Genomic DNA, 21,115 nt, shown 5'->3' with positions numbered 1-21,115 from the left:
GTGCCCGTTGTGGTGAAGTTGTTTTGTTTGGGGCCCCTAGCGGCAGCCTGGGTAAGGCAAAAAGGCGGGGCCACTGGAAAGACGTGGCCTTACCCGCCATCCGGCTTAGGCCACCGCTCCCCCCAAACAAAACAACTTCACCACAACGGGCGGTTGGGATCGGCGGGTTTCGAGGCGCGCGGTGCAGGTTGGGGGGCTTCGTCGATATGGGGGTGGGTTTCGAGGCGCGCGGTGCGGGGGTGGCGCTTCGTCGATTTCGGGCGGGTTTTGGGGCGCGTGGGGTGGGTTGGCAGGGTGGGTTTTGTTAGTTGGCTAGCTAGGTAGTCGGACCAAAGTGGCGGGAGTCGTTCGTGCGTCGCCGGGTGGGGATTCGGGGGAGTGGAGGGCGAAGCCCTGGGCGATGGGTTCTAGCCAGCCTTCGGCGGCGGCGATCTGGTCTACGCGGGAGGCGGTGACGCGGAGGATTTGTGAGGTGGATTCGCTGACCTGGGCGCCGATCCAGAGGGTGTCGCCGTCTACGCGGATTCTTGGGGCCTCGGTGGGGGTGGTGGCGGAGAGGTTTCCGAGGAGGCCGGGGAAAGAACCGAGGGAGCGGGGGGATCGGTCGTCGTAGAGGTGCAGGGTCAAGCCTCGGTTGGGGACGAGGGAGTCTTGGACGATTCCGTACATCCGGTTTGAGGTGGCGACCCAGCGGGCTGCGCCGGAGCGGGGGCGTTCGATGAAGAGTTTTCGGTCCGTTCCTACGTAGGCTTCGAGGCCGATGTTGGTGGCGAGGTACCAGTTGTCGCGGCGGAGGACTTGGTGGACCCAGAGGGCGGTGGTGTCCTGTTGTTCGGCGACGACCGTCATGGTGCCGGTTGCGTCGATGGTGGCGACCGTTTGGCTGGGGACGATGACCGTATTTCGGAGGCCGGTGCGGCGTTTGGTGGTTTTGCCGAGGATGACTGCGGCTGACCGGCCGTCGCCGAGGGGGGTTGGGGTGACTGAGGTGGGCATGGCCGGGTCGAGCAGGCGTCGGCGGGTGCTGTCCTCGTTGATGTACCAGGTCGCTGCTGGGCCCAGTGGTTGCGGGGTTGTGTTGATGGGGGCGAACGAGGTCGCCGGGCGGATCATGACTACCTGGAGGTCGCCGGTTTCGCCCCACGGCAGGCCAACCGAGTTGTCGACGGGGTGGGCGGTGCGGAGGAAGATCCAGCCGTGGCCTGCCTGGGTGACGAGGGTGGGGTCGGTGGGGGTCACCAGGTCGGTGGTGGACCGGATGATCAGTTCGGGGCTCAGGGCGTGTACCCGGACCACCTGGTCGCGGCGTTCGGCGACCAGGACCAGGTCGTCGGCGATGGACCAGCCGGTGACGTGGGTCATCGGGAGTTCGCGCTCCACCCGGCCGGTGCGGTCGAGTTTGCGGATGTGGTGGCCGTCGGGGGTGGCGTTCCAGGTGTAGAGGGCGCCGTTGGTGGCTTGGGCGTCGAGGACGTCGGTGGCCAAGACCGGGAAACCGGAGCGGCGGGGGGCGGTGGTGGGGCGGGTGGCGAGGGTGCGCTGCGACCAGCGGGCCGCGCCGAGGGCGACGACCGTCTTCGGGTCCTGCCAGGTGCGGACCAGGCCGTTGTACTGCGCGCGGAGCGTGTCCTGGACCAGCGGGATCCGGCTGGCGCCGCCGGTGAGGAAGATGCCACGCAGGTCTTCCGGGCTGCGGCCGCTGCCCTCGATGCTCTGCGCCAGCAGGCGGGTGGTGCGCCGGACGTCCTCGCCGACGAGGGCGTCGAACTCGGCGCGGGTGATCCGGACGTCGGTGTCGGCGCCCGCCACGTACTGGCTGGCGTCGGCGTAGTCGGACAGCGACTCCTTGGCCAGCCGGGCCTCGGTGAGCAGTTCGGCGGCGGCGGCCAGCCAGCGGCGGTCCGGGTTCGTGTTGACCTGCTCCCACCAGTCCGGCGCCAACCTGCTCAGTTGCGCCCCGAAGTGGTGGTAGACCCGCTCGTCGAAGGTCTCGCCGCCGATCTCCGGGTCGCCGCCGGGGGTGCCGACCACGCTGAAGCCGGAGCCGTCCACGGCCAGCACGGCCGTGTCGAAGGTGCCGCCGCCCAGGTCGTAGACGGCGACGCTGTCCCGGCCGCCGATGCCGTCGGCGGCGTGCGTGTGGCTGTAGTGCACGGCGGCGGCGACCGGCTCCTCGACCAGTTCGACCGGGCGGCCGGGGAGCACTGCCTCGGCGACCTCCAGCAGCACCTGCCGCTGCGCCTGGCTCCAGGCCACCGGGTGGGTCAGCACCAGCGACGTGGGCGCGGCCCCGTCGAACCGGCGGCGGGCCTCCACCAGGAACAGCTCCAGCAGCGCCGCCAGCGCCCGCTGGACGGTGACCGGCTCGCCGCCGAGCAGCATCGGGCGGCGGCCGACGTACCGCTTCGGGTTGCGCTCGGCCCGGTCCGGGGACCGGCCCACCATGCGCTGCGCCAGGGTGCCCGCGACCAGCCTGCCGGACTCGTCGAGCAGCACGGTGGACGGGATCCGGCGCTCACCGGAGACCTCGATGGACTCCACCCGGTCCGCGGTGGCGATGGCCGCCGCGGAGAAGCTCGTGCCCAGGTCGACGCCCAAACTCCACCGTGTCACGTCGCTCCCGCCCGCCTCACCCGTCCAGGGTTAGCCCATTCGTGTCCGTGTACAGGATCGCTCGCCGTCCTACCGCGTTTCGCCAGGGGGTACCCCGGCCTCCGTAGACTCCCGCCATGGCGAAGTACTTCGACGTGCACCCGGACAACCCCCAGCAGCGCACAGTCGCCCAGGTCGTGGCCCTGTTGCGGGACGGCGGGCTGATCGCCTACCCCACCGATTCCTGCTACGCGCTGGGCTGCGCGCTCGGCAACCGGGACGGCATCGACCGCATCCGGCAGATCCGCAAGCTCGACGACCGGCACCACTTCACCCTGATGTGCCAGGACTTCGCCCAGCTCGGACAATTCGTGCACCTGGACAACGCGGTGTTCCGGGCGGTCAAGGCGTCCACCCCGGGTAGCTACACGTTCATCCTCCCGGCGTCGAAGGAGGTGCCCCGGCGGCTGCTGCACCCGAAGAAGCGCACCGTCGGTGTCCGCATCCCGGACAACGCCGTCGCGCAGGCGCTGCTGGCCGAGCTCGGCGAGCCGCTGCTGTCGTCGACCCTGCTGCTGCCCGGCCAGGCCGAGCCGATGGTGTCCGGCTGGGAGATCAACGAGGAACTCGACCACGTGGTGGACGCGGTGCTCGACTCGGGGGAGTGCGGCACGGTCCCGACCACCGTGGTCGACTTCTCCGACGGCGAACCGGAGATTGTCCGGCGCGGCGCGGGCGACACTGCCAGGTTCGAATAGCCGAATCCGGTTGCACGGTGTGTCGATACCCACCTTCGTTGTATAACGGGGGTATTACGCTACTGTCTGCGGCGTGTCGGACCACCCACTTTCACCCGATCAGCCGGAGCGCGCGCTGCCCAAGTTCCCGCCGCGCCCAGCGGCGCCCGTCGCCGCGCCCGCCGTGATCGTGAGCACCCTGCCGGACGAGCTGCCCTGGGCGACGAAGACCCAGGTCACGGCCTTGCCCATGCCGTCGGTGACCGCTGAGCCCGCCACGGTGACCATGCCCGTGGCCCCGGCCGAGCCGTCCCCACCCCGCCGCCGCCCGCGTTGGTTGCCGCTCGCGGCGGTCACCGCCGCGCTCGCCGTCGTCGTCGGGGTCATTCTTTGGGCGACCACCGGAAACGACGACCCGCCGCCGGTCAGGCCGCCCGCGCCCGCCACCGAGTTCCTGTTCCAACGCATGGGCGAGACGGTTGAGCCAATGCGCGACAGCGACTGCTCGGAACACGCTTATGGGAAGGTCAAGGAGTTCTTCGTGACCGCCCCGTGCCGCCAGTTGAGCCGGGCCGTGTTCGTCACCTCGCTCGACAGCGGGCAGACGGTCTACACGTCGGTGTCGGTGGTCCGCATGCCCGACCGCGACAGCGCCGAGAAGCTCGAGATGCTCATCCGCCAAGACGACACCGGTAGCGTCAACGACCTGCTCCGCGAGAAGAAGGTCACCGTGCCCGGTTTGTCCCGCCTCAGCCAAGGCGGCTTCTCGGCCACCACGAACGACCGCGACGTCGTCATCGCCGAGGCCGACAGCCCCGACCGGGGCGACGACCCCACCGCGCACAAGGCCGACATGAAGCGCGTCAGCGTCGACGCCCTGCGGCTCGGCAAGGAACTCGACTAGCCCCCTCACAACCGAGCCACAACCGGGGTGCGCTACCAAGCCCCGGGGCGGCCGTACTTGAGAGGGGTAATCGATGAGGGCAGTGTTGCTCGTCGCGGCGGTCGTTGCCGTGGCCCTGCCGATAGCACCGGCACAGGCAGCACCCACGGGTTGCGCACCGGCGACGGTGTCCGTGGGCGACTACCGCCAGTACGAGGGCACCGGACCCGGCACGACCGCGTTCACCTTCGCCGTCACCGTCGCCGCGGCCCCCGGCTGCACGGCGACCGGGTCGGTCGACTACGTCACCGAACACGTGACCACGTCCCCGGCCGACCTCGTCGCCGCCTCCGGCACCCTCACCTGGACCAACTCCACCGCCGCCACCACGGTCACGGTCGGCGTCGTCCGCGACTCGCTCGGCGAGCCGGAGGAGGCGTTCACCCTCCGCCTGCTCAACCCGACCAACCTCACCATCGCCCGCGACAAGGGCCGCGGCCAGATCATCGACGACGACCAACCCCCCGTCGACACCTCCCTCGACGGCGGCAAGATCTGCTGGCGCTCCACCGGCACCGCCGACGTCGGCGTCCACCTCTCCACCCCCGCCCGAGCCCCCATCACCGTCCACTACCGCACCATCCCCCTGGGCGACAACCGCCCCGGCTACTACCCGGTCAAGGACGGCCTCATCACCTTCCCCACCGGCGCCACCACCGCCACCGCCCCCGTCCGCCTGATCACCGACCAGTCCCTACCGGACGAGCAGTTCCTGGTCGAGATCTTCTCCCCCTCCGCGGGCACCCTCGGCCTCACCAAGGCCCCGGTCACCGTCAAATCCCAGAAGTAGCACCCCCGCCGCGGATCGGGTCGCCGTGAGGACGACCCGATCCGCCCCCCGGTGGCCCGCCCGCCCCGCAGACCTGATCTGCCTGACTCACCCCCCCCAGCGCCTGATCCCCTCGGCCAGGCCCACCGACATCTCCGACTTCAACCTCCGACGGCCGCGTGTCGGTGCTTGACTTCACCCCCCACCCGGGTCCACACAGAGCCCCGCCCACCCGGGGCGCCGGGGCCCATTCCTGACGATAACGCGAAACCCGACCTGTCAAGGGTGCGGCGAGGGTGGCTGTGGACAGTCCTGCTCACTGTGGACAATTCCGCCCCGACCCGGGTTGCTCACGGGCTTGTTCGCCCAGATCACTGCGCTCGGGGAGTGCCTGGGGTCGAGGGAGCCGTGCCCGCTGACGGACAGCTCTGCTTCGGCCAGGCGTTCTGTGCTGTGGACTGCTCGCGCCCAGCCCAACCACATATGCCCAGCCCAACCACATATGGCGCGCCACCACCACAAGAACCCCGGCCCAGCCCCCACCCAGTCCCGGGGGGCGTCCCTGGTCCAGTCTACCGGCACCACCCAATGGGGCAGCGGAGCCTGCTGAAGCTGTGGACGACTGTGGAGGATGTGGACAACTCGTCAACACAGTGCGATCCACGACGCCCGGCCCCGGTGTCAACCGGTCGGTAACATCGTCTGTCGTGGATGAGGCACCGTTCGGGTCGCGGTTGTTGGGGCGGGTGGACCAGTCTCGGGCCGCGTTGCGGGTGCGCGTGCAGGGCTTGCTCACCGTGACCCTCGTGTCGGCCAACCTCATCGGTGCCGTTGTGGCGGTCGTGTTGTCGACGCTGGTGGTGCCAGGCCCCACCACGGCCAACCCGACCTGGTTGGTGATCGCCGTCCCCTCTTACGTCGTGGCGGCGCTGATAGGCGGCAGTGTCTGGGGTACGCGGCGGGTCTTGAAGGCGTTGCGGTGGGCCATCGAGGATCGTGAACCCACTGACAAGGACCGCAGGGCGACGCTCAGGGTGCCGTTGAGGCTTACCCAGATGCAAGCCTTCCTCTGGGGCCTGGCGACAGTCCTGTTCACAGGTATAACCGCGTTCGTTCAACCCGAACTCTCTTACACCGTCGCGTTCACCACGAGCTTCGCGGGAATCGTCGTATGCGCCAACGCTTACCTGCTCAGTGAGTTCTCGCTGAGGCCGGTGTCCGCGCGCGCACTCGGCGACGAACCGCTCGGCGGTACCGGTGTGCAGCTCAGGATGCTGTTGTTCTGGTGCCTTGGCACCGGCGTCCCCGTCGCGGGCCTGCTCGTGGTGGCGGTCTTCGCGATGGTGCGGGACAACGTGACCCGGCTCGCGGTCGCGGTGATCGTGCTGACCGTGATCGCACTGGTGGTCGGCCTGCTCGTCACCGTGTTCACCGCCCGCGCTGTGGTGGCGCCGATCAGGTCGGTGCGGCGCGGGATGGCCCGGATAAGAGGCGGCGAGCTTCACACGAGGATTCCGGTTTTCGACGGTACCGAGCTTGGTCTTCTCCAGGCCGGGTTCAACCGCATGGCCGACGGGCTCGCCGAGCGCGACCGCATCCGGGACCTCTTCGGCAGGCACGTGGGCCGTGAGGTGGCCGAGGCCGCTTTGAAAGCCGAGATCGATCACGAGGTCCGTCACGTCACAGTCGTCTTCGTCGACCTGGTCGGTTCCACCGCCTTGGCCGCGACCAGGCCGCCCACCGAGGTCGTCGACTTGCTCAACCGCTTCTTCGCGATCGTCGTCGACGAGATAGACGCGCACGGTGGGCTCGTCAACAAGTTCGTCGGTGACGCCGCCCTGGCCATCTTCGGCGCACCGCTACCGCTCGACGACAGCGCAGGCCGGGCTCTCGCCGCCGCCCGTGCTATCGCGACCAGGCTGCCCCTAGAACTTCCCCATTGCCAAGCCGGGATCGGTGTCGCGTCCGGACAGGTCGTTGCGGGCAACATCGGTGACGAGCGCAGGTTCGAGTACACGGTCATCGGTGACCCGGTCAACGAGGCCGCCCGACTGACCGAGCTTGCGAAGTCCGCCCCACGAGGACTCCTCGCCTCGGCCACGACGATCGACGAGGCCACACACACCGAAGCCGTCCACTGGCGTACGACCGATCGGATAACCCTGCGCGGTAGGACTGTCGAGACACTCCTAGCCGAGCCCATAGAGACAGGCGAGTGGCCCGACCACCCGCGCCGGTGATCGGGCCACTCCCTCCCCTGCCCCTAGTTACTCAGTCGACACCTGGAACTCCGTGCCGCCGAGGTCCTCGCCCTTCTCGTCGGTCTGGTTCACCCAGACGACCGCCTTGCCCTGGGCGTTCGCGGTGAACTCGAGTTGGGTCTCGAACCGCTCCTTCGGGTCGATCTGCAGGCCGGTGAACCTGGCCTGCTTGGGGTCGGCGATCTCGAACCTGGTCTCACCGACCTGCTTGACGCCCTCGGCCTTGCCACCCGCCTGCTTCCACCGCGCGGTCAGCGTCTGGCCGAGGTCGACGACGATCTTGCCGTTGAACGGTCCCTGCGGCGCGGTGACGACCAGGTTGGTCAGTGCCCGCGGGTTCGGGTTGCCGAGGGTGAACGGGCTGGTGGTCGGCTTGCCCGGCACGACCCGCACGGTGTCGACGTTGCGCCACGCGATGTTGTTGTTGTTCCGCGTGTTGGTGAGCGTGTTCGCACCTTCGGCGAACGTCATCGGGTCGGTCGCGGACACCCACCGTGCCAAGAGGCAGAAGTGGCCCGGACCGGGGACCCCGTTCCACGGCACCACCACATTGGTCGTACCGGCCGGGACGACGACGTTCACCGCGGTGTTGATGAGGTGCCAGTCGGTCGGCCAGATCGCCGCCCCGCCCTGCGCGGTGTAGTACAGGATCAGGTTGCCGGTAGCCGTACCTGACGCGTTAGGACCGGGGTTGTTGAGACGAACGTGAATGTAGCTGGTCGAACCAACAACCGGGTTCGTGCCCGCGCAAGGCGTAGTAGTAGGACACACCGCGATGTCCGGGCTGGTCCAGATCGGGTTCAGCCCGTGCGGCTCAACGCCGGTGTCGGCGGTGTGGTCGCGGATGAACACGTCCGTCCGCTTGCAGTTGCGCAGGCTCTGCTGGATCGTCGTCGCGGTGTTGGACCCGTCGGTGGCCGTTTGCGTGTACACGCCACCGGTGGTGTTGGCGTAGTCCTGCATGATCGACACGACCGGCGCGGACACGCCGCCGGTCGGCACGTAGACGCTGTTGATCTTGATGCGGTTCTGCGCGTCCAGCGCCCGCTGGTGCGCGTTAGCCACGTCGACCGCGGTGTGCGTGTCGTCGAACCCGCCCGGCAGCGCGTCGGTGACCAGCACGACGAACTTCGTCGCGTTCGACCGCCAAGTGCCCAGGAAGTCCCCGGTCTGCGGGCGCCCGGCCGCGGGCAGGTTGTTGACCACGGTGTTGAGCGCCTCGTCCGAGGCCTCCGGTGTGTTGCCGCCGCCGGTCGCGACCAGGCCGTTCACCGCCGTGGTCACCGCGGCCTGGTTGCCCGCGGCCAGGTCGTCGAACACCCGGATGTTGTCCTTGAAGCTGACCAGACCCAGCTTGTAGTCCCCACCGGACAGGCTCGCCACATCGGAGATGATCGAGTTGATGCCGGTCTTGATGTTGGCGATGGCGCCGCCCATGCTGCCCGTGTCGTCGATGACGAACGTGACGTCCAGCGGCCCGCAGGGGCTCGCGGCGGGCGGGGCGACGGGGTTGGCGACCGGGTTGGCGATCGGCGCCGCGCCTGCGGGCAGGGCGGGCGCGACCGCCGCGACCAGGGCTACCGTGGCGGTCAACAGAATCCGGCGGTGGCCGGGTGGACTCGTGCGGGACATGCGGTTCACTCCTCGCGGACGACCGTGGAACAGGGTGAACGGAAGCTTCACCGCGGCCGGTTGTGGCGCGGTTGTCGCCTAACGCAACCGGTGTCCCGCCCGGCTCAACCGGTTTGGGTGTTTGCCCAGCGCAGTCGGGTCGTTACGCTCCACTTACCCGGGCGGCGCGGAAGGAGCGGGGGGTGATCGGACCCGGCGAACTGCGCGTGCTCGGACCGGTCGAGGCCCTTGGCCCCACCGGTCGCGCTTTGGTGCACGGCACCCGCCAACGCGCCGTGCTCGGCGTTCTCGCCCTGCACGCGGGCACAGTGCTGCCCGCGTCCCGGTTGGTCGACGTGCTGTGGGGCGACGATCCGCCGCGCACCGCGGTGAAAACCCTGCACAGCCACGTCGCCCGCGTGCGGCAGGCGCTGACCGCGTGCGGTTTCCCATTGGTCTTGCGCACCAAGGAACCCGGTTATGTGCTCGCCGTGGACGCAGAGTCGGTTGACGCGCTGCGGTTCGAGCGGTTGGTGCGCGACGCCCGCGGGCACCTGGGGCGGGCCGAGGCCGATCGGGCGGCCGGGCTGCTGCGCGACGCGCTGGCCCTGTGGCGGGGCGACGCGTTCGCCGACGCGGCGCTGGCGAGTTGGGGGTGCGGCGAGGTCACCACGTTGCACGAGCTGCGGTTGGCCGCGCTGGAGGACCTGTGGGACGCCGAGTTGCGTTCGGGGCGCAACGCCGACGCGGCCCGCGAGCTGCCCCGGTTGGTCGCCGCGCACCCGACCCGGGAACGGCTGGCCGCGCTGTGCATGCTCGCCCTGCACCGCCGCGGCAGGCACACCGACGCCCTCGCCGTCTACCGGGAGCTGCGTACCCGGCTGGCCGACGAGTTCGGCGTGGACCCCGGCCCCGAGCTGGTCGAGCTGCACACCGCGATCCTGCGCCGCGACCCCGGCCTGGACGCGCGGCCGACCCCGCGCGGCCCGGCCCAGTTGCCCGCCAGGGTCGGGCACTTCACCGGCCGCGCCGCCGAACTGTGCACATTGGACTCGCTGCTGGCCGATCCCGGCGACGAGCGGCCGGTGGTGGTGATCTCGGCGGCCGCGGGCATGGGCAAGACCGCGCTGGCCGTGCAGTGGGCGCACAGCGTCGCCGCCCGTTTCCCCGATGGGCAACTGTTCTTAGACCTCGGTGGGCAAGACTCCGGTAGAGCGTTGTCCGCCGCGGACGCGCTCGCGCACCTCTTACGCGCGTTGGACGTCCCGGATGAACGCATGCCCGCCGAGCTCACCGAGCGTGCCGCGCTCTACCGGTCGTTGTTGCACGGTCGACGCTGTCTGGTCTTGGTGGACAACGCGGGCGATGTCGACCAGGTTTTGCCGTTGGTGCCTGGGACCGGGCAGTCGTTGTTGGTGGTCACCAGCCGACAGGCCCTGGCAGCACTGGGAACCCGGCACGCGGCACATCACGTAGCTCTAGACAGTCTCGGACACACCGAATCGCTGGAGTTGCTGACAAGGGTCATCGGCGCGGACAGGGTCAACCGTGAACCCGGCGCGTCGGCCAGGCTGGGCCGGTTGTGTGGCGGGATGCCGTTGGCGCTAAGACTTGCGGCGGCGCGATTGGTCGCCGTTCCAGGTAGGTCTGTCGCGGAGTCAGCCGCGGAACTGGTTTCCGGCAGGTTGGACACGTTGGCCGTAGAGGGTGACACGCGGACCGTGCGGGCGGTGTTCGCGAGTGCCTACGAGCCGCTGGAGCCCGGTAGGGCGCGGATGTTCCGGTTGCTGGGCATCGCACCGGGCACCACGGTGAGCGCGCATCTTGGGGCAACGCTGTGTGGCGTACCTGTTGATCGCGCGCGGGAGTCCTTGGCGGCGTTGTCCGCTGCGCACCTGATCACGGAGGTCGACCGTGACAGGTACCGCTTCCACGACCTGATAAGGGAATTCGCCGCCGGTAGGGCCGACAGGGACGAACGCGCGTTGGCCCTGTCGCGGTTGGTGGACTGGTATCTGGTGGTTGCCGAGGAGGCTAACCGGGTCATCGACCCCAACCGTGACCTGGTGGTCCCCACGCTCCGGCACCCTCGCCCCCGCGTGCCTTTCACCGACCGCCACGAGGCGTTGGCGTTCCTCGACGCCGAGCGGCCCAACCTGCGCGCGGTGGCGCAGTGCGCGCGTGAAGCGGGCCGCCTCGACTCCGCGTGGCAGTTCACGTACCTGCTCACCAGCTTCTTCGACGCCACCGGCCACTGGCACGACCGCGTCGAGCTGTGTCGTCAGGGTGCGGCGGCGGCAACCGCGTTGGGCGACCCGGTCGCCGAAGCCGAGATGCTGCGCGCGCTCGGTGTCGCCTACTTCATGACCCGCCGCCTCCGGGAGGCCCTGGAGACCAACCAACGCGCGCTGCGCACCGTCCGCGCGGCGGGTGATCTCGCGGGTGAGGGCCACGTGCACAACAACATCGCCAACGCCTACGCCGAGCTGCGCCGCTTCGACGAGGCCATCGCCGCCCACCGCCTCGCCGTCGCCCGCTGTGCCGAGGCCGGGAGCGACCTCGGCCGCGCGCTGTCCCAGCGCAACCTCGGCCACACCTTCATCCGGATGGGCCGCGCCGAGGAGAGCCTGGTCCCGCTCACCGACGCCCTCGCCACCTTCCGCGGCCTGGGCAACGCCCGGCTGGAGGCCGCCACCCTCGACACCCTCGGCGAAGCCTGGCTGCAACGTGGCGACCACGGCACCGCGCTGCGCCACCTCGGTGAGGCCGTCGCCGTCAGCCGCGCCATCGGCGACCGCTGGCTGGAGTGGGAGTCCCTGCTCGACACCGGCCGCGCCCACCTGGACAACGGCGACATCCCCCAGGCCCTCACCCACTTCCGCGCCGCCCTCGACCTCAGCCGCGACGTCGGTGACCGGCACGGCGAGGCCTCCGCCCTCAACCACCTCGGCCGCGCCCACCTCACCGCGGGCGACCTGGCCGCCGCCCGCGACCACCTGGAACGCAGCCTCGCCATCCGCACCGCCGTCCCCGACGACTACGAACTCGCCCACCTGCACCGCGACCTCGGCGACCTGGAGTCCCGCACCGGCGACCCCACCACCGCCACCCGCCACTGGTCCCGCGCCCACACCCTCTACCGGCAGGCCAACGCCACCACCGAGGCCGCCGACCTCGCCGCCCGCCTGCCCTGACCGCGCCGAACCGTCCGGTGTGGACGGTCAGACCTGGGGGAACTCCCAGCGGTCCAGGAACTCGGGCAGGGTCATGCCGAGGAGGATGGCGTCGTAGTGGCGGCCGCCGAAGAACTCGTGGGCGCGCAGGCGGCCTTCGACGGTGAAGCCGAGGGAGCGGTGCAGGGCCAGGGAGGGCTCGTTGAACTCGTAGACCTTGACCTCGCACTTGTGGAAACGCTGTTCGCCGAACATGTAGCGCAGTAGGAGACCGACGGCGTCGGAGGCGTAGCCGCGGCGCTGGTGGGGGTGGCCGATGCCGATGCCGTAGCTGAACCGGCCCGCTCGCCGGTCGACGCCCGCGGTGGACAGCGAGCCGACGAGGTGGCCGGTCTCGCGGGACTCGATGGCCAAGTCCAGGTCTTCACCCGGCGCGGTGGCCCGGCCGGTGGTCGTTTCCCGGTACCAGCGAGTGGACCGCGGCGGGTAGACCCGGTCGACGGCGCGCATGTCGCCGGTGTGGTCGGCGAACGCCTGGAACGTCTGCCAGTCCTCGGGTTCCACGCCGCGCAGGCGCACGCGGGCACCGGTCCATAGCGAACTCACCCGCGGAGTCAACCAAGCTCCAACCGGTCTGGGCCAGCGATTATCGGTCACCTATCTCATACATCGGCACCGCGAACCACAAGAGCCCGATCAGCGCGCCACACACACCGGCGATCACGAACGACAGCCACCCGCCGATGACAATCTCGGTCAGCAAGAGAATTGATGCCGTCACCGACAACGACAAGCACACCAGCCCGAAGGTGGCCATCCGCGACCCCAGCCGCGTGATCTCGGGTCGTTTACCCCGCCGGAACAGCACCCGGTGCCAAGCGGCGGGCGCGGTCAGCAACGCGGTCGCGGCAACAGCGAAGAACACCGCGATCAGATGGGTAGTGCGCTCCAGCACGGTCGTGTCGTGCCGGTAGGCGTCGGTGAACGCTATCGACAGCAGGAAGCCGAAGAGGATCTGCACGCCCGCCTGCGCTACCCGCAACTCTTGGAGCAATTCGCTCACGTTGCGGGTCAGCCGTTGGTCCGGGCTCTCCTCACTCGCCATGGTGTGCTCTTACCCGCCTGGAGCGGTTGGGGTTCAGGCCCCGCCCCAGCCGTAGGTGTGCTCGATCGGCAGGTGGATCAGCAGCCGCCGGTCCGCCACCATCGCGGCCCGGTACTCGTCCCAGTCCGGGTGCTCGCCGATGATCTCCCGGTACACCTCGACGAGTTCGTCGACCGTCGCGTCGTGCGGGTCGGCGGCGATCGGCGTCAGCGTGACCGTGCCCTCGACAACGGTGTACGCGCCCAGGTCCTCGGTCGTCACGTGCAGGCTCGCCCGCGGGTCGCGCCGCAGGTTCCTGGTCTTGGCCCGCGACTCGGTCACCGAGATCCGCACCAGGTCGCGGTCCGCGTCGTAGTGGTACGCGACGTTGGACAGTTGCGGCCTGCCGTCCCGTTTGATCGTCGTCAGCACACCCCGCCGGTGCCCGGCCAACAGCGCGTTCGCAGCCATGATCGGAACGTAGGATCGCGGTCGCACCGCTGTCAACCGGCAGGAGACCGACATGCCCCTTGAGGTGACCGACGCCGCTGACCGGCACCGGTTCGAGGCCCACCTCGACGGTTCCCCCGCGGGCTTCGCCGAGTACATCCGCGGCCAGGACCTGGTCGTCTACCCGCACACCGAGGTCTCCCCGGAGTTCGAGGGGAAGGGGGTCGGCGGCGCGCTGGCCAGGGCCGCCCTCGACGACGCCCGCGCCCGCGGGCTCGCCGTCCTGGCCACCTGCCCGTTCATCGCCGCCTGGATGCGGCGGCACCCGGACTACCTGGACCTGGCCTACCAGAACCGCTCCCAGGCGACCGACTGAGGGACCGGGTCAGCGCCGGTGCTCGGACAGCGCCCGCCGCAGGTACTCGTCCAGCGGGACCACCCGGTCGTCGACCTCGACGGCGACCGGGGCCGGGTAGGCCTCCCACCCGGCGATCACCGACCGCACCACGGTCCCGTCGGCGCGCAACGCGGCGCTCTCGCCCCGGGCGACGGGCGCGAACACCGGCCGCACCGCCGTCCGCGCCATGCTGATCAGCACGCCCCGACCGAGGTGCCACCCGCGCACGTCCGAGGGTTCGAGCACGACCCGGTGACGCAGCCGAGCACCCTCCGTGGTCTCCCGGTGCTCACTGCGCGGCAGCTTGTCCTGCCGCTCGACCGGCAGCGGCTCCGGCAGCATGCCCGCGGCGAACGCGGCCGCCGGGAAGTCCCGGACCGCCTGCTCGACCTGGGCGATGACCTCGGGTTCCGCCGCCTGGCGGTACTCGTCGGCACGGGCCAGCCAGCGGGACCAGCCCGGCTGGTCCGGGAGCGCGCTCAGGTCGATCACGGCCTGATCGTACGGCCGAGTACCGCCCCTGATCCCCTCGGGCGCCCCGCCCGACTACGCCGACCGAGTGAACGGGTCGACCCACTACCGTGACTGGTGTGGTGACGTGCGGACCGGTCAGTGGTGGCTGCGCCGACGCGCCGCCGAGGCCGTGATCCACCACACCGACGCCGCGCTCGCCGTTGACGTGCCGTTCCAGGTCGACACCGACGTGGCCGCCTGCCCGATCTCCGTATGGCTCTCGCTGCTCGCCGACAACCCGATCCTCGACGAGGGGCACCCGCCTGCCCTTTGTCCATACTCGGCTCGGGTGTGCACAGGTTGTCCACACCCGGCACGGTTGTGCACAGGTCAACGCGCTGATCGTTCCGGCGCCGGTCCAGCCGGTAAACTGGCCTCGGGGACGCCCCCCGGGAAGGGTGGGGGCCGCCTGGTGGGGTTGGGTTGCCTGGTGCACTTGCACGCCGTCGGCGGGGGCGGGGCGGGGTGGGGGAGTGGCTGTTGCGCCCTGGGCGGTCTGTGCGCACGCGCACGCCAAGGTGACGACGGGACTGCGCGGCCTGGTGGCTGGTCATGCTGCGCCGCAAGCCGGTGACGGCGGTCGAGGTCCTTGGGGACCTGACCGTCGCCACCGGCCGGCTGGAAAGACTCGGTTCTAGCCGTTTGCGTCTTCTGGGCGGGCCCAGCGGGGGAGGAGGAAGCCGAGGGCGGCGACCGCGACGCAGAGGGCGACGGTGACCCACAGCACCGAGTGCAGTGCGCCTGCCCGGTCACCGGCCTCGAAGTTCTGGAAGAACACGGTGCCGAGTACCGCGACCCCGGCGGCGCCACCGAGTTGCTGTACCGCGTTGAGCACCCCGGAGGCCGAGCCGACCATCGGCAGGGTCACCCCGGCGAGCACGATGTCGAAGAACGGCGCGATCAGCAGGCCCATGCCCAGGCCGCAGACCAGCAGTCCGGGGGCGAGTTGCCAGCGGGTGATGATGCCGTCCGCGCCGGAGGTGAAGATCACGATCGCCACTCCGGCCGCCATCACCAGGGCGCCGATCTGCAGCACTGGGCGGCCGAACTTGCGGCCGAGCAGCGCGCCGGACAGGCCGGCGCCGATGGCGGCGCCGAGCGCCCAGGGGGCGACCGCGATGCCCGCGTCCAGTGCGGACATGCCGAGGCCGAGTTGCAGGTACAGGCCGAACACCAGGATCAGGCCGGACATCGCGGCGAAGAAGATCACGCCGACCACCAGGCCGCCGGTGAACGCCCGGGAGGCGAACAGCGCGGGCTCGACCAGCGGCGCCCGGCCGGTGCGCTGCCTGCGCAACTGGTGCACGGCGAACGCGAGCAGCACCGGCACCGACGCTCCGAGCAGGACGAACATCCAGCCCGGCCAGCCCTGTTCGCGGCCCTGCACCAGCGGGTAGATCAGCAGCAGCAGGCCGGTGGTGACCAGCAGCATGCCGACCGGGTCGGGGCGCGGCGCGTCGTCGGCCTTGGACTCCGGCAGCACCTTCCAGGCCAGCACCAGGGTGAGCAGGCCGATCGGCAGGTTGATCAGGAAGACGGTGCGCCAGCCCGCGTCGTCGAGGTTCCAGCCGATCAGGGCGCCCGCCAGGATGGGGCCGCCGACGCTGGCCAGGCCCATCGCCGGGCCGAACGCGCCGAACGCCTTGCCCAGTTCCTCCGCCGGGAAGATGGACCGGATCAGGCCGAAGCCCTGCGGGATGAGCGCGGCGCCGAACAGGCCCTGCACCACCCGGCTGGTGATCAGCATCGCCGGGTCCTGGGCGAGCCCGCACAGCACCGACGACGCGATGAAGCCGATCAGCCCGATCAGGAACATCCGGCGTCGCCCGAACAGGTCACCGAGCCTGCCGCCGGTGATCAGGCCGACCGCGAAGGCCAGCGTGTACCCGGCGGCGACCCACTGGATCATGGTGCTGCCGCCGCCGAGGTGCTGCTGGATGGACGGCGCGGCGATGCCGACCACGGTCGCGTCCAGCAGGTCCATGATCTCGGCCGCCAACACGGCGACCAGGGCTAACCAGCGCCACCGGTAGGCCTGGCCGGGCGGTGCGGCGGCGTGGTCGATGGTTGTGGTCATAGCTCCCCCACTCCACAAAGGTGGTCGAACAGTGTTCGTTGACGAACGCTGTTCTACTAGCGAACGGCGTTCGTGTCAACTAGGCTGGCTCCCATGACCGCCGCCGACCAGCCGATCGAGCCGCCCTGGTGGACCCCCCGGAAGAACGCGGGCCCCAGACGCGCGCTCAACCGCGAGGTGATCCTCACCGCCGCCCGCAAGATCCTGCGCGCGGAGGGCATCGACGGCCTGAGCATGCGGCGGCTGGCCACTGAACTGGGCACCGGCCCCGCGTCGCTCTACGCGCACGTCGCGAACAAGGAAGAACTGCTCGACCTGCTGTTCGACCAGGTCACCGGCGAGGTGCCGCTGCCGGAGCCCGACCCGACCCGCTGGCGCGAGCAACTCACCACCCTGTGGACCACCGCGCACGCCATCCTCATCGAGAACGGCGACATCGCCCGGGTCGCCCTCGGTCGCGTCCCGCTGGGCCCCAACGCGCTCAACGTGACCGAGCTCACCAGCGCCCTCTTGTGCAGCGCGGGCATCCCGCCGCAGGCGGTGGCCTGGGCGCTGGACGCGATGGCCCTCTACGTCGCCTCCAGCGCCCTCGAGTCCGCCATCAACGCCGCCATGGAACGCGAGGGCACCCCGCCCGAGGAGTACTACGCCCGCGTCGGCGACTACATGCGCGGCCTGCCCCGCGCCCGCTACCCGGCGATGGCCGAGATCGTCGAAGAACTCTCCAACGGCGACCGCCAGGAACGTTTCGCCTTCGGCCTCGAACTCCTCATCCGCGGCCTGGAAACCCACATCGAGAAGTAACCCGGTCGGCTCACAACTGCGGCGCCACCGCTTCCGCGATCAGGTCCACCTGGTCCAGATCGGCGATGTCGAGCACCTGCAGGTAAAGCCGCCCGATCTCGGTTCGCTCCCGCCACTGCCCGATCCGGTCGACCACCTCGTCGGGTGTCCCGGCCAGACCGTTCTCGCGCAGTTCTCCCACCGCGCGGCCGATCCGGTCGGCCCGCCGCGCGATCTCCGCGTCGTCGCGCCCCACGCACACGACCAGTGCCACCGAGCGGATCACCGACTCCGGGTCGCGGCCGATCTCCGCGCACGCCGCGCTCACCCGGTCGAACTGGGTGACCGCGAAGTCCAGCGACACGAACGGCAGGTTGAACTCGTCGGCGAACCGGGCGGCCAGCGCGGGCGTCCGCTTGGGGCCGCCGCCCCCGATCAGCACCGGCGGACCGGGGCGCTGGACGGGTTTCGGCAGGGCCGGGGAGTCGGTCAGCCGGTAGTGCTGACCGGCGAAGGAGAACTTCTCCCCGTCCGGGGTCGCCCACAGGCCGGTGACGATCTCCAGTTGCTCGGCCAGCCGGTCGAACCGCTCGCGCAGCGGCGGGAACGGGATGCCGTAGGCGGTGTGTTCCTCCTCATACCACCCGGTGCCCAGCCCGAACTCGACCCGACCGCCGGACATCCGGTCGACCTGGGCGACCGAGATCGCCAGCGGGCCGGGGTGGCGGAAGGTGGCCGCGGTCATCAGCGTGCCCAGCCGCACCCGCGTGGTCTCCCTGGCCAACCCGGCCAGCGTGACCCAGGCGTCGGTCGGTCCGGGCAGCCCCGACGCCGACCCCATGCTCAGGTAGTGGTCCGAGCGGAAGAACGCGTCGAAACCGGCGTCCTCGGTGTGCCGGGCGATGGCCAACAGGTCGTCGTAACTCGCGCCCTGCTGCGGCTCGGTGAAGATCCGCAGGGCGAGTGCGTCGGTGCTCACCCTGGCAGGTTAGGACCCCCGGCGGGACTCCACCAGCGCCTGCACCCCGTCGAGGATGCGGGCGAGGCCGAACTCGAACACGTGCTTCGGGTCGTCGGCCGCCGTGCCCACCGCGGACACCACCGACGCCGCCAGCGGGTAGCGCTCCTGGTCGAGCAGGGTGGTCAACACCGGACCGTGCGCGGCCAACCACTGCGCGTCGCTGACCCCGACGCTGTCGGTCTCGCCGCCGGTGGCCTCGACCGCCCGCCGCGCCGAGGTTTCCGCGTGCCCGATCACCAGGTTGAGCACCGTGTCCATCTCGATCTCGCTGAGCCCGATGCCCGCGACCGTCCCGAGTTCGTAGTCGTACTTGGCCATCACGTTCGGACCGAGCGGCGGCCGGCTCACCCCGACCCCCAGCATCCACGGGTGCCGGTGGTAGAGGTCCCAACTGTCCCGGGCGACCTGTTCGAGCCGATCGCGCCAACAGTCCCGGTTCGACTCCGGCACCGGCGTGCGCGGCCGGTCCAGCTCCGCGTACACCGTGTCCAGCATCAGGTCGATCAGCTCGGCCTTGCCGGGGACGTAGGTGTAGAGCGACATCGTGCCCACGTTGAGCTTGTCGGCGACCCGGCGCATCGACAACGCGATCAGCCCGTCCGTGTCGGCCACCTCGACGGCCGCGGCCACGATGCGGTCGACGCTGAGATCGCGCCTGCCGTTGCGGACCGGGGCCTGGGTCTGCTTGCGCCACAGCAACGCGAGGCTGCGCGCTGGATCGCCGCCGCCCCCGGTGTGGTCCTTCGTCGCGTCCTTTGCCATGGTGGCCCGATCCTAACTGGTCCGATGCCGCACGGTCGGCGGCTCGCAGGACCGGGCCAATCCGGCCACCCGCGGCTCACCCACCGTGATCGGTTCCGACGTTCGCGTGTGGACGATCGACGCGTCACCCGGCCCGCCCCGGCTCGACTCGACCATCGCCCTTCCTCCCGTGCACAGGAATACCAGCGCCGTGCCCGGCCATGTCCGAGAACCGCGCGTTCCGCGCCCGACGCGCGTCCTCGGTCGCCGAACGGGCGCGCGGTCGGCGCGTGGTCGGGCGGGTTCCAGGGTACCGGAGTTCGTACGGTATACGCCCACATGCGCGGCGGGGCTTGGACCGATCAGCCGGCCCAAGCCCCACCCCGCGCGCCCCGGTCGGACCGGGACGCCATCACCTCATGCCGAGCGCGTCTGCTCGATGCTGCTCAGCTCCGCCTCGCGCACCGACACCCCGCGCGCGTGCGTCACCCGCCACAGCGTGGTGATGCTCTGCAGCGGGTGCAGGAACCAGCCCCACGCGCCGATCACCGGCAACGACCGGGCCACCCGGCCGCGGGCGCGCCGCTCGCTGCGCGAGTGCCAGCCGATGTGCAGTTCGAACAGCAGGATGCCGACGGCGGCGGGCGCGGCGAACATGATCGACGCCTCGATGCCGTAGCCCTTGCCCGCGGCGTGCTCCCAGTTCAGGTAGACGCTGCCCGCCAGCAGCGCCAGCAACGCGAACCGCGGCCCGGCCCCCGAGTACGGCGACAGCGCGTACCGGTGCGCCAAGCCCGCGACGATCAGCGCGGACGCGTCGAACACCAGCGACACCACGGCCGCCAGCGGCGTCGGGATGCTGAACCCGCGCGCGTACTCGAACAGCGACCACCAGGAGATGCCCATCGCGGCGACCAAGACCACGATCCAGGCCATGTTCGCCGACCAGGACAGCACGGTGGGCACCCGCGCGGTCAACGGCGCCGGCGGCTCCAGCAGCGGGTTGGCCCGCGCGGTGACGTAGGCGTCGATCGGCTGGGTCTGCGGCTGCTCGGCGACCACCACGGCGTTGCCCACCGCGGGCTGCTCTGCGGTCTCGACCTCGACGGCCGTGGCGACCGCGGTCGAGGTGTTCGGCGCGGTCGGCTCGATCGGGTCGACGGTCAGGTCGGTGGCCGGTTCGGCGGTGTCCACGGTCGCCGTGACCGTGGCGGTGGTGGAGTCTCTGTCGGTGTCCACGGTGTCCGAGTCGGGGAGTGGGGATGGGGTGGGAGGCAGGACCGCGGTGACCTCGGCGGTGACCGGGGTCAGGTCCACGGCGGTCGGCGTGTCGTCCGCCGGGTGGTCGGCGGACTGCCTGGTCGCGGCTTGTTCGGTCGCTGCCTGTTCGGTCGCGGTCGTGTGCGACCGGAGTGCGTCCAGTTCGGCGAGCAGCTCGGGGCTCATCGCCACCAGGTCGCCTGTGTCGCCGATCCGGTTCTCGCCGCGCCAGGTGCTGATGATCCCGGTCGCATAGGCCCGGGTGATGCCGTGGATCCCGTAGGCGGCGAGCCACTGCTGCACCGCGTGCGTGGTCGGCGGGTCGACCTGCGCACAGGCATAGCGGATCTTGTCGGCGATGCTCGTCAGGCCCCCGAGGGCCTCGGCGTGCTCCGGTTCTATGTCGATCTGCGGACTCACCTGCGCGCTCCTGTCGAGTCGATGGCTGCGGATGACGCGGGACCCGGTGTCGAGTCGATGGGTGAGTGCACTCTTCCGGACGGCCGCGACGCACGTCCACCCGGGGGTCCCCGAGTGTGATCTCGGATCAACGATCTTGACCGGGCCGTGGCCGAGTCGTGATCTTCGGCGCGCCGTTTGTCCATTGTGGACCGATTTTGGCCCGGGTGGCCCGGCGCCGGGACAGGGTGCCACAGGCCGACCGGTGGCGGGTTTCGGCCCACCCCGGCGGCGCGGCGAGCCG

18 protein-coding genes are annotated in these 21,115 nt (G+C 70.5%); 7 read left to right on the top strand and 11 right to left on the bottom strand.

Features of this window, described 5'->3' with window-relative positions; translation table 11 throughout:
- Window positions 1-312: 312 nt before the first annotated feature.
- Window positions 313-2,613: an Hsp70 family protein gene (locus H504_RS38875; protein WP_157440525.1), complete on the bottom strand. Its 2,301-nt coding sequence runs from the start codon at window positions 2,611-2,613 to the stop codon at window positions 313-315.
- A 116-nt stretch (window positions 2,614-2,729) separates the two neighbouring features.
- On the opposite strand from H504_RS38875, the gene H504_RS0120095 reads away from it, so the two are divergent.
- The 4 genes from H504_RS0120095 (at window position 2,730) to H504_RS0120080 (ending at window position 7,281) form a co-directional block, all read left to right on the top strand.
- Window positions 2,730-3,350 (top strand): L-threonylcarbamoyladenylate synthase, encoded by a 621-nt coding sequence (locus H504_RS0120095; protein WP_026424235.1) that lies wholly within the window; start codon window positions 2,730-2,732, stop codon window positions 3,348-3,350.
- A gap of 73 nt (window positions 3,351-3,423) precedes the next feature.
- A complete protein-coding gene (locus tag H504_RS36075) occupies window positions 3,424-4,233 on the top strand; it encodes a hypothetical protein (RefSeq protein WP_157440524.1) in 810 nt (269 codons plus the stop codon).
- A gap of 73 nt (window positions 4,234-4,306) precedes the next feature.
- Entirely contained in the window at window positions 4,307-5,062 is a 756-nt protein-coding gene (locus H504_RS0120085) for a Calx-beta domain-containing protein (RefSeq protein WP_026424234.1), read from the top strand.
- A 686-nt stretch (window positions 5,063-5,748) separates the two neighbouring features.
- Window positions 5,749-7,281 (top strand): adenylate/guanylate cyclase domain-containing protein, encoded by a 1,533-nt coding sequence (locus H504_RS0120080; protein ID WP_026424233.1) that lies wholly within the window; start codon window positions 5,749-5,751, stop codon window positions 7,279-7,281.
- Window positions 7,282-7,308: 27 nt separating this feature from the next.
- Here the strand turns inward: H504_RS0120080 and H504_RS0120075 are convergent, their stop codons facing one another.
- Window positions 7,309-8,934, bottom strand: a complete 1,626-nt coding sequence (locus tag H504_RS0120075) for a vWA domain-containing protein (RefSeq protein WP_035305037.1) — start codon at window positions 8,932-8,934, stop codon at window positions 7,309-7,311.
- A 182-nt stretch (window positions 8,935-9,116) separates the two neighbouring features.
- Here H504_RS0120075 and H504_RS0120070 point away from each other — a divergent pair, with 182 nt between their 5' ends.
- Window positions 9,117-12,107, top strand: a complete 2,991-nt coding sequence (locus tag H504_RS0120070; RefSeq protein WP_281173646.1) for an AfsR/SARP family transcriptional regulator — start codon at window positions 9,117-9,119, stop codon at window positions 12,105-12,107.
- 27 nt (window positions 12,108-12,134) lie between these two features.
- Here H504_RS0120070 and H504_RS0120065 read toward each other — a convergent pair whose 3' ends face one another.
- Genes H504_RS0120065 through H504_RS0120055 form a run of 3 tightly spaced genes read right to left on the bottom strand, consistent with a single transcriptional unit; the run spans window position 12,135 to window position 13,641 of the window.
- Window positions 12,135-12,692 (bottom strand): GNAT family N-acetyltransferase, encoded by a 558-nt coding sequence (locus H504_RS0120065; protein ID WP_026424230.1) that lies wholly within the window; start codon window positions 12,690-12,692, stop codon window positions 12,135-12,137.
- A 40-nt stretch (window positions 12,693-12,732) separates the two neighbouring features.
- Window positions 12,733-13,191 (bottom strand): DUF6328 family protein, encoded by a 459-nt coding sequence (locus H504_RS0120060; RefSeq protein ID WP_026424229.1) that lies wholly within the window; start codon window positions 13,189-13,191, stop codon window positions 12,733-12,735.
- Window positions 13,192-13,224: 33 nt separating this feature from the next.
- On the bottom strand, window positions 13,225-13,641 hold the full coding sequence (locus H504_RS0120055; protein ID WP_035305034.1) for a PPOX class F420-dependent oxidoreductase: 417 nt from the start codon (window positions 13,639-13,641) through the stop codon (window positions 13,225-13,227).
- Between the two features lie 52 nt (window positions 13,642-13,693).
- Here H504_RS0120055 and H504_RS0120050 point away from each other — a divergent pair, with 52 nt between their 5' ends.
- Window positions 13,694-13,996 carry a GNAT family N-acetyltransferase gene (locus H504_RS0120050; protein ID WP_026424227.1) on the top strand — a complete coding sequence of 101 codons (303 nt, stop codon included), beginning with the start codon at window positions 13,694-13,696 and terminating at the stop codon, window positions 13,994-13,996.
- A 9-nt stretch (window positions 13,997-14,005) separates the two neighbouring features.
- Here the strand turns inward: H504_RS0120050 and H504_RS0120045 are convergent, their stop codons facing one another.
- From H504_RS0120045 to H504_RS0120040, 3 genes are all read right to left on the bottom strand, one after another.
- The gene (locus H504_RS0120045) at window positions 14,006-14,509 is read right to left on the bottom strand and encodes a hypothetical protein (protein WP_026424226.1); all 504 of its coding nucleotides are present in this window, start codon (window positions 14,507-14,509) and stop codon (window positions 14,006-14,008) included.
- 117 nt (window positions 14,510-14,626) lie between these two features.
- Window positions 14,627-14,767, bottom strand: coding sequence for a hypothetical protein (locus H504_RS41420; RefSeq protein WP_157440523.1), 141 nt, complete (start codon window positions 14,765-14,767; stop codon window positions 14,627-14,629).
- A gap of 397 nt (window positions 14,768-15,164) precedes the next feature.
- Window positions 15,165-16,607 carry an MFS transporter gene (locus H504_RS0120040; RefSeq protein ID WP_026424225.1) on the bottom strand — a complete coding sequence of 481 codons (1,443 nt, stop codon included), beginning with the start codon at window positions 16,605-16,607 and terminating at the stop codon, window positions 15,165-15,167.
- Between the two features lie 93 nt (window positions 16,608-16,700).
- Here H504_RS0120040 and H504_RS0120035 point away from each other — a divergent pair, with 93 nt between their 5' ends.
- A complete protein-coding gene (locus H504_RS0120035; RefSeq protein ID WP_026424224.1) occupies window positions 16,701-17,411 on the top strand; it encodes a TetR/AcrR family transcriptional regulator C-terminal domain-containing protein in 711 nt (236 codons plus the stop codon).
- Window positions 17,412-17,421: 10 nt separating this feature from the next.
- On the opposite strand, the gene H504_RS0120030 is transcribed toward H504_RS0120035, so the two are convergent.
- From H504_RS0120030 to H504_RS0120015, 3 genes are all read right to left on the bottom strand, one after another.
- Window positions 17,422-18,369 carry an LLM class F420-dependent oxidoreductase gene (locus tag H504_RS0120030; RefSeq protein WP_026424223.1) on the bottom strand — a complete coding sequence of 316 codons (948 nt, stop codon included), beginning with the start codon at window positions 18,367-18,369 and terminating at the stop codon, window positions 17,422-17,424.
- Window positions 18,370-18,378: 9 nt separating this feature from the next.
- Window positions 18,379-19,173, bottom strand: a complete 795-nt coding sequence (locus H504_RS0120025) for a TetR/AcrR family transcriptional regulator (RefSeq protein WP_026424222.1) — start codon at window positions 19,171-19,173, stop codon at window positions 18,379-18,381.
- A gap of 396 nt (window positions 19,174-19,569) precedes the next feature.
- Window positions 19,570-20,832, bottom strand: a complete 1,263-nt coding sequence (locus H504_RS0120015; RefSeq protein ID WP_026424221.1) for a DUF2637 domain-containing protein — start codon at window positions 20,830-20,832, stop codon at window positions 19,570-19,572.
- Window positions 20,833-21,115 lie beyond the last annotated feature (283 nt).

Origin of the sequence: Actinokineospora inagensis DSM 44258 (genome assembly GCF_000482865.1) — a bacterium.
GTDB classification, from domain to species: domain Bacteria; phylum Actinomycetota; class Actinomycetes; order Mycobacteriales; family Pseudonocardiaceae; genus Actinokineospora; species Actinokineospora inagensis.
This window is presented reverse-complemented; position numbering and strand designations above follow the sequence as displayed.

Excerpts from the sequence above, each read along its gene's own strand:
- H504_RS0120095 (WP_026424235.1), top strand. The coding sequence starts at position 2,730 with ATGGCGAAGTACTTCGACGTGCACCCGGACAACCCCCAGCAGCGCACA.
- H504_RS0120085 (WP_026424234.1), top strand. The coding sequence starts at position 4,307 with ATGAGGGCAGTGTTGCTCGTCGCGGCGGTCGTTGCCGTGGCCCTGCCG.
- H504_RS0120075 (WP_035305037.1), bottom strand. The coding sequence starts at position 8,934 with ATGTCCCGCACGAGTCCACCCGGCCACCGCCGGATTCTGTTGACCGCC.
- H504_RS0120060 (WP_026424229.1), bottom strand. The coding sequence starts at position 13,191 with ATGGCGAGTGAGGAGAGCCCGGACCAACGGCTGACCCGCAACGTGAGC.
- H504_RS0120055 (WP_035305034.1), bottom strand. The coding sequence starts at position 13,641 with ATGGCTGCGAACGCGCTGTTGGCCGGGCACCGGCGGGGTGTGCTGACG.
- H504_RS0120050 (WP_026424227.1), top strand. The coding sequence starts at position 13,694 with ATGCCCCTTGAGGTGACCGACGCCGCTGACCGGCACCGGTTCGAGGCC.
- H504_RS0120040 (WP_026424225.1), bottom strand. The coding sequence starts at position 16,607 with ATGACCACAACCATCGACCACGCCGCCGCACCGCCCGGCCAGGCCTAC.
- H504_RS0120035 (WP_026424224.1), top strand. The coding sequence starts at position 16,701 with ATGACCGCCGCCGACCAGCCGATCGAGCCGCCCTGGTGGACCCCCCGG.
- H504_RS0120025 (WP_026424222.1), bottom strand. The coding sequence starts at position 19,173 with ATGGCAAAGGACGCGACGAAGGACCACACCGGGGGCGGCGGCGATCCA.